We start from the raw sequence: 15,726 nt of genomic DNA, 5'->3' as shown, positions 1-15,726 counted from the left end.
TAAAATTTTATGTATATTACCATATAAACTAATAATGAAACTTAATATAACTAAAAGGTTTTAATAAAATAGAAATATTATATATCTTAATTTTAAAGGCATTTACACATATTGAATAGGTAAATAATAAGTTGCTTCAAAAAGTCTATCTTCATTTAGGAAATGATTCTTTTTAAATATTACATAGGGTGGATTTGTTGTTGTTTCAAAACCACTTTTTGGAAGCCACTCCTGATAAGCCCATTGTATAAATCTTAGAATATCTCCCATCTTCCCTTTTATCTCAAAGCTTGCATATAAAGCCTCAGGAGTATAAAATATAGGAAGACTGGTATTTGATAAATCTACTTCACCTTTTGGAATAATCCCTGCCACATAAAAACACTCATTGTGAGGAGTAATTGTAGGATTATCATGATAGATTCCTATTTCATCATATTTTGTTATATTATTTGTATAGACCCAAGCTTGAAGTTTCTGCCAGATTTTTATGACATCTTCTTTTAAATATCCCCTTTGTCTTATATAGTAAGTTTTTAAAGCCTTTGATTTTACTATTTTGGGTTCAATATTTTCAAAATCTTTCTTTTCATACAAAAGCATTGTAGAGTTTTTTAATATGTTGGTAGAATACTCTTCACTTCCACCACTTCTCCATGCCTTTGGTGTTTGATGAAATCTCTCTTTAAAAGCTCGTATAAAAGAAGTTTGAGAAGAATACCCACACATAGAAGCCACTTGAGTTATAGTTGAGTATTTATTTGTAAGAAGTAGACTTGAAGCCTTTTGCAATCTTATTGATTTTATGGTTTCATATATATTTATACCCATAACCTCTTTAAATAATTTATGCAAGTGAAATTTACTAATACCAAAGTTTAATGCTAAATCATCAATATTGATATCTGTATCAATATACTCATATATGTAATACATCGCATCATTTGCTATTTGAACATTCTTGTTATAAGTACTTCTTTTTTGCATCTTTTTCCTTATCTTTTATAATCTTAACATATTATGCACATATTTTGAACAAAAATAGATAACTTTATAACCAATATATGTAAAGAATAAAAAAGATTTAAAAGCTAAAATCTTCATAAAATTTATAAGGAGTAGTTTAATGAAACAAAATGATTTATTATTAGCAGTTTTGGTTACCTTCATTTGGGGTGTAAATTTTTCAGTAATTAAACTAGGACTTATGTCTCTTGATCCTTTCATCTTATCTGCTATGAGATTTTTATTGTGCGCTTTACCTTTAGTATTTTTTGTAAAAAAGCCAAAAGTTCATATAAAATGGCTTATTTCTTATGGTTTACTTTTTGGAGTAGGACTTTGGGGAATGGTCTCTTTAGGAATCTATTTTGGAATGTCAGCGGGAATGGCTTCCCTTGTACTTCAAATGAGTGCATTTTTAACTGTAATCCTAGGAGCTGTATTATTAGATGAGACTATTGATATAACAAAAAAGATAGCTTTTGCTATATCATTATTTGGATTGTTATTGATTATTAGTGTAACAGATGGTTCTGTTACAGCATTTGGTTTGATATTTGTGTTAATAGCTGCTGTATCACTTAGTTTTACAAATATCATTATAAAAAAAGCTGGTACTAAAAATCTATTTTCATTTATGGTTTGGGCAAGTCTGTTTTCACCTATTCCATTGTTTGTTTTAGCTTTTATTACCCATGGACAAATAGTGTTTACAAACTTTTTTGATAATCTTAGCAATATGGCAATTTTTTCGATAATGTTTCAAGTCTATCCAACTACACTTTTAGGTTATTGGATATGGAATACACTCTTACACAAGTATCCAGTATCAAGTGTGGCACCTCTTAGTTTGCTCATTCCTATATTTGGAATAGCTGGGTCATATTTTATTTTTGATGAAAAGATTGGACTTATAAAAATAGTAGCATCAGGGCTAATTATATTAGCCTTATTAATTAATACTTTTGGGAAAAGAGTATTTCTAAAAAAATACAAAGGAGTTTAAATGGAAGAGTTATATACAGTTTCACTATTAATTTCAATCGCAGCTTTTGCACTAACAGCTGCAATAACACCAGGGCCTAATAATGTCTTGCTTTTATCTTCTGGTTTAACCTTTGGATATAAAAGAACACTTCCACATGTATTTGGAGTATTTTTAGGTTTTGGGTTAATGGTTTTACTTGTAGGCTTAGGTATTGGTATTGTTTTTGAGAGATTTCCAATAGTACTTAAAATACTAAAAATAGTAGGAATACTTTATCTTTTTTGGATGGCATATAAAATAGGAAGTAGTAAAGGTCATATGAAAATAAAAGAGAAACATAAACCTTTTACTTTCACACAAGCAGCACTTTTTCAATGGGTTAATCCAAAAGGTTGGATTATGTCGATGACTGCAATGTCTATTTTTGTAACTTCAAAAGACAATAGTATAGGTCAAGTGATTATCATAGCTTTTATCTTTTTACTTGCAGGAGTTATATCTTGTAATGCTTGGGCAATAGGTGGAGTTGCTTTAAAAAGATTTATAAAAGATGATAGCCATGTAAGAAAATTTAATCTAATCATGGCGATACTTTTAGTTTTATCAGTTCTTCCTGTTATAATTGAATACTAGTAATAAGGCTTATGCCTCGTTACTAATCTCAAACTCTTGTATCTCTTTTAGTGTTTGCATCCAAGGCAAAGTAAACAAATGAGTTTCAAGTTCAGCTCTTATGTCATCTGGAATTCTAACTGCCTCTTTTGTCTCAAAATTATAATGAATAAGTACACCTTTTCCTGTTGTACATAATTTGCCCTCTTGATAAACTGCATGAGCCATCTCTAAAGATGAATTGCCTATTTTTGTAATAGCAGTTTTAATAATAACTGGCTTACCCCAAAATACCTCTTTTAAAAAATCAAAAGAGCTATGTGCCATGACTAGATTCCATTTTTTGATATCCACTTTTGGCATAAAGATATGGAAAATAGGGTCACGAGCTGATTCGAACCATACTCCATAAGTGTTATTATTTATGTGCCCTAAAGCATCTGTTTCTAAAAATCTTGGTCTTATTAGTTCTGTGAACATTTTGTACCTCTTAATTAAATATAGTCGAGTAGTTTAACTAAATGTGTTTAGGATTTGTTTAATTTTAAACTTTAAAGTATTTCTCATTAAAATACATTACTTAACTAAATTATAATCATAATTGAAACCAAATAATATTATTTTTTAGATAAAATCTAATCTTACTATAAAAGCTTAGGATTAAAGTTGATTAAATATCTTTTATTACTTACCTTGTTCTTTACTACTTTATTTGCAGAGCAAACTATATTAATAGATAATAATTCAACAATAGAAAAATTTAAAATCTCTACATATGAAGATAAAACTTCAAGTTTGACTATTAAAGATATAACATCCATAAAAGAGTTTAAAGAAGTTGGAAACAATGTAAGTAATGGATTTACAAATTCTACCTTTTGGTACAAACTTACTATAAAAAACAGAAGTTCTCAAACTATCCAAAGATATTTAAAACTAACAGAAAGTATTATGGATAAAATTGACTTTTACATATACTCAAATAACAAAATGATTAAACACAAAAAAGAGGGTGTGGGATATTTTAAAGAGGGTCAAAAGAATTATTTAGAAAGACCAGTTATAGAGTTTGATTTAAAAAAAGATGAAACAAAAATAATGTATATCAAAATAAGTTCTTTGTATCCAATGTTTAATTCATTTCAAATTTATGATAAAAATGAACTTGATAAATTTGAACGAGAATATACAACTATTTATGCATTTTTGATTGGATCATTACTTTCACTTGCTTTATATAACTTAATGATATTTTTTTATACTAAAGACATCTCATATATTTTTTATGTTTTATATTCTTTGTCTTTTATATCATGGCAAACTTCAATGAGTGGAATATATCCCTTTGATACATTTTCAGATACTCAATCTTATTATTTTATAGGTGTTAGTATTCCTCTTTTGGTTGCATTTTTAATTTTTTTTACAAACCATATCTTAGATATAAAAACTATGTCTAAAAAATATTATCATACTTTAAATTTTATAGGAGGTTTTTATATAATTCTAGCTATTTGTAGTATTTTTGCATTTGAACCTTCAATTTTAGTTATGAATGCAACTACAACTTTTGTCTTACCTTTTCTTCTTTATATGGGATATATAAGTTACAAAAGTGGAAATAAAATAGCTATTTTTTATCTTTTAGCTCAAGTGGGATTTTTATCCATGAGCACACTTTTTTCCCTATCATCTTTTGGATTCTTTGAATATAGCTTTTATTCAAGACATGGAATAATGGCGGGTTCTTTTATAGAAATGATTCTATTCTCTTTAGCTTTAGCATATAGAATCAAAATATTAGAAAAAGAAAAATTTATTATCATGCAAAAAGCAAAAGATACCTTGGAAATAAATGTAAAAAGAAGAACAAAAGAACTAGAAGAATCAAAAAAGAAATTAGAAATACTTGCAAATAAAGACTTCCTATCAGGCCTTTTAAATAGACGCCCACTTTTTGAGATGAGTAATAGACTAATAAGCCTTGCCAAAAGAGATAATACGATTATAAGTGTCTTACTTTTTGATATAGATAAATTTAAAGATATAAACGATACTTATGGACATAAAGAAGGAGATGAAGTTATAAAAGCTTTTTCAAAAATCCTCAAAAAAGAGAGAAGAGATTCGGATATAGTTGCAAGAATAGGTGGAGAAGAGTTTGTAATCTTACTTCCATCAACAAAACATAAAGATGCTTCTATAATAGCTGAAGAGATAAGGCAAGAAGTGGAAACTTTGCAAGTGCAAATAGAGAATCTTAATATTTATTTTACTGTTAGTTGTGGAGTCTCTTCTTTAAAAAAAGAAGATAAAAACCTTGATGACATTATTGCAAGGGCTGATAAAAGACTTTATATGGCTAAAAATAATGGGAGAAATATTGTAGTTGATAGGGATATTTGTCTTGAAGAATAAATTCTTCGCTTTCTCACTTTTTCGTGGCAAAAAGTAAGACAAAAAGCCACCCGCCGAATTGTCAAAGGCAAAGCTTCCCTCCCAGTTCTAAATTTGTTTTCTAGTCTGCGGAACTCGCAAAAAAGAGTGAGTTTATCACTCTTTTTCACTCAAACAGTCCTCGACTTTTTCCGAAAAAAATTTAAAACTACTCGGCTTTGACAAAGGCTGGGATTCCTTTGGTGTCTTAGATTATACTAGGAAACAAGATTTAATTGATATTGTTCTTTATTACTTTTATAAACATCTTCAACTGCAATTAAACATATAAACTTTTGTAATTTATCTTTTACGCTTTGATAAATAAGTTTGTAATGTATGTTTTTTTTCATTAATTCTAATACTGTTTGCCTTATCATTATTTCACTAGTAGCAATCAATGACAATTGAGAAGAATTAAATTTATCTCTTAATCCACTTTCTATATTTAATATTTTATATACTAATTTAGTATACACCATATACAATTTTTCAGGGCTTTTACTTCCTTGATTTTTTGCATATTCTGTTAACACTTTTAAAACATTAGTCTCATCATTTCTTATAATCTTTGAGTTATTTCGTTCCATAACAAATTCTCCTTAAGAATTTACTTTTAATTTAAATTATTTATTAAATAATCACCTATATACAAATAAGATTTAGTTAATTTAAAGAATATTGAAAGGATTGTGAGTTATAATTCATTTGGCAAAACAAATTAATCACACAATTAAATTCATTCAATATCTTTTTAATTGTGTGTTTTACTTTCTACTTAACTTTTCCACTTTAACCTCCAACTCTTTTATTTTAAGTCTATTTAATAAACTTATTAATTATTATAGCAAAATTCTTATTCATTCACAATAGTAAAATGATACTTTTTGTAACTAATTTTAAATTTATTGTGTAAATTATAGATATTTTATTGTTTTTAAAGAGATTTTATGATTTTTATTTTTGTTAAGGTCAAGGCGGTGTTTGGATTTTATGGAGGAGCTTACTAGAGTAAGTGAGTCTATAAAATCCAAATGCCAACGCAGAGATTGGCAAAAAGAAAGATTAGAAAATCTCCTTTTTAGAAATCGTCGAAATCGATAGAACCCTTAGAATAGTTCAGAACATTTCCTTCGAAGAAGTTCGTTCTTTGGTCATTGAAACTACTATAACCATCTACCCATGGAATAGGGTGTTTTACATTGTATTCTGGTTTATATCCTACTGCATCTAATCTTTTATCTGCTAGGTATTGGATATATTGTGTGATGATTGCATCTGTGAAACCTAGGATTTGACCTTGAGTAATATATGATCCCCATGCAGCTTCTAGTTCTACAGCTTTTCTAAACATACCTCTTACTTTTACTTCTAATTCAGGAGTAAATAAATCAGGTCTTTCTTTTCTTGTAGAGTTAATCATGTTTTGGAAAAGTAATAAATGTGTTACTTCATCTCTTTGGATGAATTTAATCATTTGTGAGCTTCCTAGCATCTTTCCTGATTTACCAAGGGCATATATAGCTGCAAAACCTGCATAGAAGTATAATCCCTCTAAGATTTGATTTGCAAACATTGCTAAAACCATTTTTTCATCTGTAATATCATCAGATAAGTTATCATAAACAGCTGCTATGTAGTTATTTTTTTCTCTTAATTGAGTATCAGTTTTCCATTTGTCATAAATCTCATCTGTATTATCAGAAATTGACTCAACCATAACTGCATATGATTTTGAGTGATTTGCTTCTTCGTATGATTGTCTTGAAAGACAAGCATTGATTTCTGGTACTGTTATATAAGGATTGATATTATCCATCAAATTATTTGTTTGTAACGAATCCATAAAAATTAGCTGGGATAATACTAAATCATACATTCTCTTTTCAGCAGGTGTTAGGTACTTATAGTCCTTTGCATCTCCTGTCATCTGAACTTCTCTTGGGAACCAAGTATTTGCTTCCATAGTATCCCAAAGATTTAGAGCCCATTGGTACTTCATTTTTGTGAAGTTTATCATACCATCTGGATTACCACCAAAAATTCTTCTATCGCTTAAACTCTCTTTTGATTCTGGATTATATATTGTTTTTCTAGCCACTTTTTTACCTTATATTATTTTTATCATTCAATAGGAAAATCAGGTTATCTTATTGACAACCTGCACACTCCATACTTCTATCTTCTACATCATTTGAAGCTTCAGGTGATTGACTTCTTAGGTAATAAGTTGATTTTAAACCTAACTGCCAAGCTAAAGTATAAATCTGATGCATATATTTTCCACTTGCTTTATCTAAAGAAAGGAAAATATTTGTACTTTGACCTTGATCTATCCATTTTTGTCTTACTGCTGCTGCTTTGATTATATCCAATTGATCTACTTCATAAGCTGGTGTATAATAAGACCAAGTTTCAGGGCTAAGTTTTGGAACAACTACTGGAATAAGTCCTGATAAGTTCTCTTCATACCATTTTCTTTTATAAACTGGCTCAATAGCTTGAGTAGTTCCAACTAAAATAGAAATAGATGATGTTGGAGCAACTGCCATTAAATAACCATTTCTCATACCATCTTTTTTAACTTGTGCTCTTAGTGCATCCCAATCATAACCTGTATCAAATAAATCTTTTTCTACTAATGCATTAACAGCTTGTGGTGCATGGTCATGTGGCATAATACCTTTTGACCAATTTGAACCATCAAAAGTAGGGTATTTACCTTTTTCAACTGCAAGTTCTGCACTTGATTTGATAGCATTATATGAAATTGCTTCCATAACTTTATCTATTTTTTTCAAGTGGTCAACACTTCCCCAAACAAGTTTTTCTTCCGCTAACATTTGAGCTTCACCCATAACACCAAGACCTATACTTCTTGATTTTAAATTTGTAGCTTTTACTTTTCTAAGAGGGTAGAAATTTAAATCAATAACATTATCTAACATTCTAATAGCAGTTGGTACTACTCTTTCAATATCTTCTTTTGTATGAATTTTACTTAAGTTTACAGATGCCAGATTACAAACAGCTGTATCACCATCTGTTTTTTCTTTTTCAACTATAAAGATTTTTTTACCACCAATAGAATCAAGAGCTGTTATTTTATTAGCTTTTTTTACGATTCCTGAATCTACTGTTAATGTATCTTCTTCATCATGTACTTCTATTGTACCATCTTCAAACTCTAGCTTTATCTTGTATTTATTTGGGTTTGTATTTTGGAATATCTCTGTACATAAATTTGAGCTTCTGATATGTCCAACATGAGCATTTGGATTTGCTCTATTTGCATTATCTTTGAAACATAAAAATGGAGAACCTGATTCAAAATATGAAGTTAAAATTTTCTTCCATAAATCTTTTGCTTTTATTCTATCTTTTACTATTGAGTCATCATGTTCATATTCGATATATCTTTTTTCAAAAGCATCCCCATGAAGTTCACTTAAATCTTTTACATCATTTGGATCAAATAGTGTCCAATGTGAATCTTCCATAATTCTTTGCATGAAAAGGTCACAAATCCAAAGAGATGGGAATAAATCATGTGCTCTTCTTCTCTCTTCACCTGAATTTTTCTTCAAGTCAAGAAAATCAGAAATATCCATGTGCCAAGGCTCTAAATAAACTGCGATTGCACCTTTTCTAGTACCTAATTGGTCAACTGCAATTGCAATATCATTTGTGATTTTTAAGAATGGAACTGTACCACCAGCAGCACTTTTATGTCCATCAATTGCTCCACCTAATGATCTAATTTGGTTCCAATCCCAACCAATACCACCACCATATTTAGATAATAGTGCCATCTCTTTATAACCATCAAAAATACCTTCAATATTATCAGGACTTGAACCTATATAACAAGATGATAATTGATGTCTATTTGTTCTTGCATTACTTAATGTTGGAGTTGCTAACATAACTTCAAATTTAGAAACAACATCATAAAACTCTTTTGCTCTTGCTTGTTTATCATCTTCATCTTGTGCTAAGAACATAGCAATACCCATAAACATATGTTGTGGTAACTCTATTGGGTCAGAATTTTTATCTTTGATTAGATATCTATCATATAAAGTTTTAATACCAAGATAATTAAATTGTAAATCTCTCTCTGGTTTTAAATAGTTATTTAAATCTTCTAAATCATATCCTCTTTCAAGTCCAGGAATCATTCTTCCTGCATCTTGTGCAGTTTTTATATAATCACTCATATGAGAATAAGCTTCACCTTTTACACTATTTGTTGTTCTACCAACTCTGTGATATAAATTAAATATAAATAGTCTAGCTGCCACAAAAGTCCAGTTAGGAACATCAATATCAATTTTTTCAATAGCTGTTTTTATTAAAGCATCTTGAATATCAGATGAACTCATTCCATCTATGAATTTAATTTGAGCATCTAGTTCTAATTCACTTTGAGAAACCCCTTCTAAACCTTCAGTTGCTGCTATTGACATCTTTTGGATTTTAGTTATATCTAAAACCTCTTTTCTTCCATTTCTTTTTTGGATCATTAAAGCCATCGTATTACCTTTGATAGTTATATTTTCTTATTTAAAAACTCTTTTAAAAATTGCATCTACATTTTTAGTGTAGTAGTCAAAATTAAAACACTCTCTTATTTGCTCTTCTGATAAAGAATTTCTTAACTCTTCATCTCCTAATAAATATTGTAAATATAAAGATTCACCTTTTTCATTTGTGCTAGGTTTACCTTGTTGTATCTCTTCCCATACTTTCATTGCATTTCTTTGAACTATTCTATAAGCATCTTCTCTTGAAACTCCAGCTTTTGGAAGTTCTAATAATACTCTTTGTGAAAATACTAATCCGCCAGTTAAATTTAAATTCTTCATCATATTTTCTGGCATAACTGATAAGTTAGCAATTACACTGTTCATTCTATGAAGCATAAAATCACTTGTGATAAATGCATCTGGTAACCAAAATCTCTCAGTTGATGAGTGTGAGATATCTCTTTCATGCCATAAAGCAACATTTTCCATAGCAGGAGCTGCATATGATCTAATCATTCTTGCAAGTCCAGTTATATTTTCTGTTAAAATAGGATTTCTTTTGTGTGGCATAGCAGAAGAACCTTTTTGCCCTTTTGCAAAATACTCTTCAGCTTCATAAACTTCTGTTCTTTGTAGGTGTCTTACTTGTACTGCAAACTTTTCAACAGAACTTGCAAGTAATGCTAAAGCAGTTGCAAGTCTTGCATATCTGTCCCTATGAATTACTTGATTTGAACAAGGCTCTGGTTTAAGTCCAAGTTCTTCCATTGCATACTCTTCAAGTTCAAGTGGTGCGTGGGCAAAGTTACCCATAGCTCCAGAGATTTGACCCACAGAAATCACTTCCATAGTCTCTTCAAGATTTTTAAGATGTCTTGATACTTCATCATACCAAACAGCTAAAGTCAAACCAAAAGTAATAGGTTCACCATGAATACCATGACTTCTTCCTACCATTAAAGTAAATTTGTGCTCTTCGGCTCTTTTTTTAATAGACTCCATTAACATCTTCACATCTTCAATAATGATTTTTAAAGAATCTCTCATTTGAATTGCGACACCAGTATCAACAGCATCTGAAGAAGTCATACCATAGTGAAACCATCTTGACTCAGAACCAAGTGATTCAGATATGCTTGTATTAAATGCAATTAAATCATGCTTTGTAACAGCTTCGATTTCTTCTATTCTCTCAACAGAAAAAGTAGCATTTTTAACTATCTTTTCACAATCTTCATCAGGTATAAGTCCTATTCTATTCCAAGCTTTTACAGCTGCTTTTTCTACTTCAAGCCAAGCTGCATATCTTGCCTGTTGAGTCCACTTTGAACTCATCTCTTCTCTTGCGTATCTTTCAACCATTAATAAATTCCTTATAGCATTTTCTACATTTTTATCATAAATTTCGATTTTTTTTAATATGATATGTTATCTACTTTAGTCAAAGAATCTTATTAATTTTTGGTTAATTTTTACTTAATTTAAGGATATAGTTTTGCCGTTTATACTAAAAGAATACCCCGCACTTTCTGGAGAAAAAATCCAAGTGCATTTAGTCAAGAATTTAAAGATAAAGACCTCTACCGCGCAAAAGTCAATTAGTAAAGGAAGAGTTTTTGATGAAGCTTTCAATACTTTAAAGTACGGAGACATCATTGATTCTGATTTGATATATATGGCTCAATTTGAAGGTCATACAAGAGGCTTAAAACCCCTATTTCAAACCAATTACTTTGCTATTTTTGAAAAGCCCTCTGGAATTGTTGTTCATCCAATCAGTAAAAATACTGAATACTGTTTATTAGATGAAGTTCGCTATCACTTCGGGCCTGATGCCAATTTGGTACATAGAATTGATGCAGAAACTTCTGGATTAATCATGTGTGCCAAAGATAGGGACATAGAATCTAAGCTAAAATTAATGTTTGAAGAGAAAAAATATCAAAAATCATATTTAGCCATAGTAAGAGGTCATATAAAAGAGTCCGTTATTATTGATACTTCTATACAAAAAGAGGGAAAAAATATAGGAGTAAGAATGGCGGCAGGGGCTGAAGGAAAAAAATCTAAAACAATAATCAATCCAATAAAATATAATGAAAAAAAAGATTTGACTTTAATAGAAGCTATTCCCGTAACTGGAAGACAACACCAAATAAGAGTGCATCTTTATTCAATAGGTCATCCAATCTTTGGTGATCCAATATATGGTGTTGATGATGATTTTGCAGATGCTTATTTAGATAGACTTTTAGATGACAAAAGAAGAGAAGAAGTTAGTGGTTCACATAGATTATGGCTTCATGCAAACTACTTGGAGTTTAATTACGAAAACGTTTTATATAAAATCTACTCTCAAAACAAAGATCTTTATGAGCAGTTTTTAGAAGATAACTGATTTTATGAGGCTAAAGAACAATTAAAACAGTTAGATATATCATTGCACTTTGCACAAGCAGGTGCAGTTTTACCAATACAGTCATATAGGTACTTTTTCCATCTTACATCTGAGGGTTTTAGTTTTGCTAGTGAGCTAAAATTTGCACTCATAAGTTTTCCCATCTCTTCCCTAGTTGGTAATCCTAAATCAGAATAAAGATGTCCCATCTCTATAGAAGTTTTTGCTATAAGTGGAGCTAAAGTAGCTTTTATTTGTTCAGTATTGGCATGTTTACTTAAAAGGTCTAAAACCTCTTTTTCCATAAGTTCTAAATCTCTCATATCAAACTCCTTTATAAGTTTCTAATATCTTTTCTTATATATCACAATATTCAAAATCCATTCCCTCTGGTCTTTTTAATCCCTCATTATCTGCTAAATATAAGTTTTTTAACTTTTTTAATTCAAAAAAAGAGTCTGGTAGCTTTTCTACACTATTATCTTCTATATCCAACTCTTCAAGATTTTGCAGTTTTCCTATGTTTTTAGGAAGTTCAATCAAAGAATTTGAACTAACACTTAAGTTAGTTAGATTAGTTAAATCACATACCTCATCGGGAAGTTTTACTAGAAAATTATTATCCAAAATAAGTATTTTTAAATCTTCTAATTTACTTACATTAAAATCTAAAGATTTTAGAGAATTATCACTTAAATCAAGTTTTATGAGCATATCATGGGATTCTAAAGATGGTAAATCATCTATTTGATTTCCCTCTAACAATAATGTTTGTAACTCATCTATTTGGGAAATAGATTTAGGTAACTTTGTTAAATTGTTAAATGAAACATCAAGATAATACAAAGATTTCATCTTAGAAAAACTATCAGGTAATTCGTCTAATTCATTTGTATCTAAAGAAAAATATAAAAGTTTTGATAATTTTCCTAATTCAACATCAAGTCTTTTTATCTTATTTGCTGCTAAAGTTAGCCTTGTCAGGCTTTTTAAATCATATAACTCTTTTGGCAATTCTTCTAATCTATTACCATTTAGATTTAAAATCAACAATTTTGAAAGCTTGCCAATACTGCTTGGTATCTCACTTAAAAGATTATTTTCACATTGTAAATTTTTTAAGTATTTAAATTCACCAATACAATTAGGTAGTTTCTTTAATCTATTATTTGATAATTTCAATACTGTAAGATTTTGTAATACACCAAAGGATTCAGGAAGTTCTCTTATTTTCTTTTTTGATAAATCTAAGTGTGTCATACCATTTATATCATCAATATGTGTAGAGATATAAGAGTTTAAACCATTAACATTTACCCATTTAATAAAGTCTTCTATTTCACTTCTCATTTTATCCCTTTAATCTATCATTCATAGCATCTATTAAAAATGAAATCTCTTCATAATCAACAAAACCAAAATCGACCATATTAAACAATGCCATAAGAGGTTTTCTACAACAGGTTTTATTACATCCTGTTACTAGCTTTTTAGCTTTTTTATATGGAAGATCCGTATTTTCAAATATTTTTACTGCATCAAGAATCGATTTCTGTCCACACTCACAAATAAGTTTATTTTTTAAATCTTCCATGTTATATCACTTTAAATAAGGATGTTCTTCTAAAAAACTCTCCACATCTTTCATAGCCAAGCCTATCTCTTCACTAAGTTTTGGCAACTTATCATATTCTGTCCAAATTGTATCTTCAACTATATCATGTACGACACCAGCTTTTTCTATAACTTTTCTTTTATATTTTGCTAACTCTTTTTTCTTCTCTTTTTGCTCTTCTGTTAAATCTGCCATCTTCTAGTCTCCTTTTCTGTTTATTAAAGTGCATATAAATTCTCTAACTTTAGCTCAGGCTTTTCACCTAAATAAAGCAAAGAAAATTTTCCATCTTTTTTAAACTTATAACTCTCATAGAGTTCACTTATCTCTTTTATGTCTTTTGGGATAAAAGCAAATATTTTCTTTAACCCTCGATAATACAAAACTCCTCTTAAAAGCTTTTCAGCATCTAAGTAAGATTCATTTTGCATAAGCCAAGGTGAGATTTTTATATATCTTTTATTTACTACATATGAGTGCATAAAACCACTTGTTGTTGAAAGTTTCAAAGAGTTTGTAAATACGCAATCTTTTTTTATGTACTCTTCTCTGTCATCTAAAAAGACTTCCCTATCTATTTTTCTAGAGATATCGTCATAGTTTTCTCCACTTACTTGTTTCGCAGTTGAATTTGAAAAGTTAAAAGCAACAGCTTCACCACTATGTAAATATCTTAAAAACTTTGAATGTTCTTGAAAATTAAAAGCGGTAAAATATGAAGCTAACTTATCTTCTATTAGTACATATATATTCATACTTGACACATTTTGCACTAATAACTTAATAAGTCGTGTAAGTACATCTTTGTGTGTATCCAAAGCTTTAATTACATTTATAAATACATGTTTACTAAAAGCATAAGCACTAACTACCCCCACAATTTTACCATCTTCATAGGCAGCAAAACAGTATTGAGGGAATATCTCATATGTTTGTTTTAACAATTCCAAGTCAAAAAGAGTATCACTTTCTAATATACTAGAAAGTTCTTCCTCAAAATCATTTCTTAAATATCCAACGAACATAAGTATAACTCTTCCAATTCTTTTATTTCTAACACTTTTTTTCTATTTGTAACCATTTCTCTAACCAATGGCAATAACTTTTGTAGGCTCTCTTTTGTAGGAGTGATTCCTAAAGTTTGTAAGTGAAAAAGTAAAGTAGATGTTCCAGAGTGTTTTCCTATAGGGAAATATCTCTCTAATCCAACTTCCATTGGAGTAAACGGCTCATAAGCACTTTTTGATTTCATCATTCCATTTACATGAATACCAGATTCATGGGAGAAAATATACTCTCCAACAATAGGTAAATTAGTATCTATTCTTCTATTTGATGCTAATCCTACTGTTTGAATAAGTGCTTTTAATTTATCAGATTTTATTTGTGTATCTTTTCCAAGAAGTCTTGCCAAAGTCATCAATACTTGTTCAAAAGAGGCATTTCCCGCGCGTTCACCTAACCCAATAACGGTAGTATTAGCACTTTTTGCTCCTGCTTCATAACCCGAAATAGCATTTGCTGTCGCCATACCAAAATCATTATGGGTATGCATTTCAATATCAAGTAAATCTAACTTTGTAAGCTCACTAATATTTTGATAAGTTTTTGTAGGAGTTAATATTCCAACTGTATCACAATATCTAAATCTATTTACACCAAGACTTTTTCCTAATGCCAAAATCTCTTTTAAAAAGTTCAAATCAGCTCTACTTGAATCTTCTCCTCCAATGCAAACAAATAAGCCTTCTTTTTTTGCATGTAGAATCACCTTTTCAAGTTGAGATAAGACTTTTTGTTTATCTCCACCAAATTTCACATCAATTAAGATATCTGAAACAGGAATTGATAAATCAACTGATTTGAGCCCACACTCTAAAGAAGCTTCCAAATCGCTCATTGTTGCTCTATTCCAACTCATGATTGGAATAGGAAGATTTAAAGCTAAAATCTCTTTTAGGTCTTCTTGTTCTTTTTTTCCCATTGCAGGAATTCCAACTTCAAGTTCATCTGCGCCCGCTTCATAAAGTTTTTGGGCAATATCTAATTTTTCTTTTGTATTAAATGCTACATAAGGTGCTTGTTCGCCATCTCTTAATGTTGTGTCATTTATAAGAAACATTATTTTGCCTTTTGTTGGATTAAA

Annotated in this window: 16 protein-coding genes; 4 read left to right on the top strand and 12 right to left on the bottom strand. The window is 29.6% G+C overall.

The window, feature by feature from the left end; all coding sequences use genetic code 11:
- Window positions 1-102: 102 nt before the first annotated feature.
- Window positions 103-987 (bottom strand): AraC family transcriptional regulator, encoded by an 885-nt coding sequence (locus ACNI3D_RS00500; RefSeq protein ID WP_419767890.1) that lies wholly within the window; start codon window positions 985-987, stop codon window positions 103-105.
- Between the two features lie 139 nt (window positions 988-1,126).
- Between ACNI3D_RS00500 and ACNI3D_RS00495 the strand changes: the two genes are divergently transcribed.
- A complete protein-coding gene (locus ACNI3D_RS00495) occupies window positions 1,127-2,008 on the top strand; it encodes an EamA family transporter (RefSeq protein WP_419767889.1) in 882 nt (293 codons plus the stop codon).
- Window positions 2,009-2,623: a LysE family translocator gene (locus tag ACNI3D_RS00490; protein WP_375725169.1), complete on the top strand. Its 615-nt coding sequence runs from the start codon at window positions 2,009-2,011 to the stop codon at window positions 2,621-2,623. It abuts the gene before it with no gap.
- Between the two features lie 9 nt (window positions 2,624-2,632).
- Here ACNI3D_RS00490 and ACNI3D_RS00485 read toward each other — a convergent pair whose 3' ends face one another.
- A complete protein-coding gene (locus ACNI3D_RS00485) occupies window positions 2,633-3,082 on the bottom strand; it encodes an acyl-CoA thioesterase (RefSeq protein ID WP_419767888.1) in 450 nt (149 codons plus the stop codon).
- 186 nt (window positions 3,083-3,268) lie between these two features.
- Here ACNI3D_RS00485 and ACNI3D_RS00480 point away from each other — a divergent pair, with 186 nt between their 5' ends.
- On the top strand, window positions 3,269-5,020 hold the full coding sequence (locus ACNI3D_RS00480; RefSeq protein WP_419767887.1) for a sensor domain-containing diguanylate cyclase: 1,752 nt from the start codon (window positions 3,269-3,271) through the stop codon (window positions 5,018-5,020).
- 236 nt (window positions 5,021-5,256) lie between these two features.
- Here ACNI3D_RS00480 and ACNI3D_RS00475 read toward each other — a convergent pair whose 3' ends face one another.
- The 4 genes from ACNI3D_RS00475 to purB form a co-directional block, all read right to left on the bottom strand.
- Window positions 5,257-5,628, bottom strand: a complete 372-nt coding sequence (locus tag ACNI3D_RS00475; protein WP_419767886.1) for a hypothetical protein — start codon at window positions 5,626-5,628, stop codon at window positions 5,257-5,259.
- Window positions 5,629-6,119: 491 nt separating this feature from the next.
- Window positions 6,120-7,139 carry a ribonucleotide-diphosphate reductase subunit beta gene (locus ACNI3D_RS00470; protein WP_419767885.1) on the bottom strand — a complete coding sequence of 340 codons (1,020 nt, stop codon included), beginning with the start codon at window positions 7,137-7,139 and terminating at the stop codon, window positions 6,120-6,122.
- Window positions 7,140-7,188: 49 nt separating this feature from the next.
- Entirely contained in the window at window positions 7,189-9,573 is a 2,385-nt protein-coding gene (locus tag ACNI3D_RS00465) for a ribonucleoside-diphosphate reductase subunit alpha (protein ID WP_375725164.1), read from the bottom strand.
- Window positions 9,574-9,600: 27 nt separating this feature from the next.
- A complete protein-coding gene (gene purB / locus ACNI3D_RS00460; protein WP_419767884.1) occupies window positions 9,601-10,929 on the bottom strand; it encodes an adenylosuccinate lyase in 1,329 nt (442 codons plus the stop codon).
- Between the two features lie 133 nt (window positions 10,930-11,062).
- On the opposite strand from purB, the gene ACNI3D_RS00455 reads away from it, so the two are divergent.
- Window positions 11,063-11,965: an RluA family pseudouridine synthase gene (locus tag ACNI3D_RS00455; RefSeq protein WP_013133902.1), complete on the top strand. Its 903-nt coding sequence runs from the start codon at window positions 11,063-11,065 to the stop codon at window positions 11,963-11,965.
- 2 nt (window positions 11,966-11,967) lie between these two features.
- On the opposite strand, the gene ACNI3D_RS00450 is transcribed toward ACNI3D_RS00455, so the two are convergent.
- From ACNI3D_RS00450 to nifV, 6 genes are read right to left on the bottom strand one after another with little or no spacing between them, the layout of a single operon-like run.
- On the bottom strand, window positions 11,968-12,288 hold the full coding sequence (locus ACNI3D_RS00450; protein ID WP_041660105.1) for a nitrogen fixation protein NifQ: 321 nt from the start codon (window positions 12,286-12,288) through the stop codon (window positions 11,968-11,970).
- A gap of 34 nt (window positions 12,289-12,322) precedes the next feature.
- Window positions 12,323-13,315 carry a leucine-rich repeat domain-containing protein gene (locus tag ACNI3D_RS00445; RefSeq protein WP_013133901.1) on the bottom strand — a complete coding sequence of 331 codons (993 nt, stop codon included), beginning with the start codon at window positions 13,313-13,315 and terminating at the stop codon, window positions 12,323-12,325.
- A 1-nt stretch (window position 13,316) separates the two neighbouring features.
- Window positions 13,317-13,559, bottom strand: a complete 243-nt coding sequence (locus tag ACNI3D_RS00440; RefSeq protein WP_013133900.1) for a hypothetical protein — start codon at window positions 13,557-13,559, stop codon at window positions 13,317-13,319.
- Window positions 13,560-13,565: 6 nt separating this feature from the next.
- Complete coding sequence (locus tag ACNI3D_RS00435) at window positions 13,566-13,775, bottom strand: CCE_0567 family metalloprotein (protein WP_013133899.1); 210 nt, start codon at window positions 13,773-13,775, stop codon at window positions 13,566-13,568.
- Between the two features lie 23 nt (window positions 13,776-13,798).
- A complete protein-coding gene (locus ACNI3D_RS00430) occupies window positions 13,799-14,605 on the bottom strand; it encodes a hypothetical protein (protein WP_419767883.1) in 807 nt (268 codons plus the stop codon).
- On the bottom strand, window positions 14,587-15,702 hold the full coding sequence (nifV, locus tag ACNI3D_RS00425) for a homocitrate synthase (RefSeq protein ID WP_419767882.1): 1,116 nt from the start codon (window positions 15,700-15,702) through the stop codon (window positions 14,587-14,589). Before nifV ends, ACNI3D_RS00430 begins: the two co-directional genes overlap by 19 nt.
- Between the last annotated feature and the right edge of the window lie 24 nt (window positions 15,703-15,726).

The organism is Arcobacter siniprincipis (SeqCode), assembly GCF_048571125.1.
Classification (GTDB): domain Bacteria; phylum Campylobacterota; class Campylobacteria; order Campylobacterales; family Arcobacteraceae; genus Arcobacter; species Arcobacter siniprincipis.
The sequence above is the reverse complement of the archived record's forward strand: the minus strand, read 5'-3'. Positions and strand labels throughout refer to the sequence as shown.

What these genes read in the sequence shown, in the direction of transcription:
- ACNI3D_RS00500 (WP_419767890.1), bottom strand. Translation starts at nt 987, where the DNA reads ATGCAAAAAAGAAGTACTTATAACAAGAATGTTCAAATAGCAAATGAT.
- ACNI3D_RS00495 (WP_419767889.1), top strand. Translation starts at nt 1,127, where the DNA reads ATGAAACAAAATGATTTATTATTAGCAGTTTTGGTTACCTTCATTTGG.
- ACNI3D_RS00490 (WP_375725169.1), top strand. Translation starts at nt 2,009, where the DNA reads ATGGAAGAGTTATATACAGTTTCACTATTAATTTCAATCGCAGCTTTT.
- ACNI3D_RS00485 (WP_419767888.1), bottom strand. Translation starts at nt 3,082, where the DNA reads ATGTTCACAGAACTAATAAGACCAAGATTTTTAGAAACAGATGCTTTA.
- ACNI3D_RS00475 (WP_419767886.1), bottom strand. Translation starts at nt 5,628, where the DNA reads ATGGAACGAAATAACTCAAAGATTATAAGAAATGATGAGACTAATGTT.
- ACNI3D_RS00465 (WP_375725164.1), bottom strand. Translation starts at nt 9,573, where the DNA reads ATGGCTTTAATGATCCAAAAAAGAAATGGAAGAAAAGAGGTTTTAGAT.
- purB (WP_419767884.1), bottom strand. Translation starts at nt 10,929, where the DNA reads ATGGTTGAAAGATACGCAAGAGAAGAGATGAGTTCAAAGTGGACTCAA.
- ACNI3D_RS00450 (WP_041660105.1), bottom strand. Translation starts at nt 12,288, where the DNA reads ATGAGAGATTTAGAACTTATGGAAAAAGAGGTTTTAGACCTTTTAAGT.
- ACNI3D_RS00445 (WP_013133901.1), bottom strand. Translation starts at nt 13,315, where the DNA reads ATGAGAAGTGAAATAGAAGACTTTATTAAATGGGTAAATGTTAATGGT.
- ACNI3D_RS00440 (WP_013133900.1), bottom strand. Translation starts at nt 13,559, where the DNA reads ATGGAAGATTTAAAAAATAAACTTATTTGTGAGTGTGGACAGAAATCG.
- ACNI3D_RS00435 (WP_013133899.1), bottom strand. Translation starts at nt 13,775, where the DNA reads ATGGCAGATTTAACAGAAGAGCAAAAAGAGAAGAAAAAAGAGTTAGCA.
- ACNI3D_RS00430 (WP_419767883.1), bottom strand. Translation starts at nt 14,605, where the DNA reads ATGTTCGTTGGATATTTAAGAAATGATTTTGAGGAAGAACTTTCTAGT.
- nifV (WP_419767882.1), bottom strand. Translation starts at nt 15,702, where the DNA reads ATGTTTCTTATAAATGACACAACATTAAGAGATGGCGAACAAGCACCT.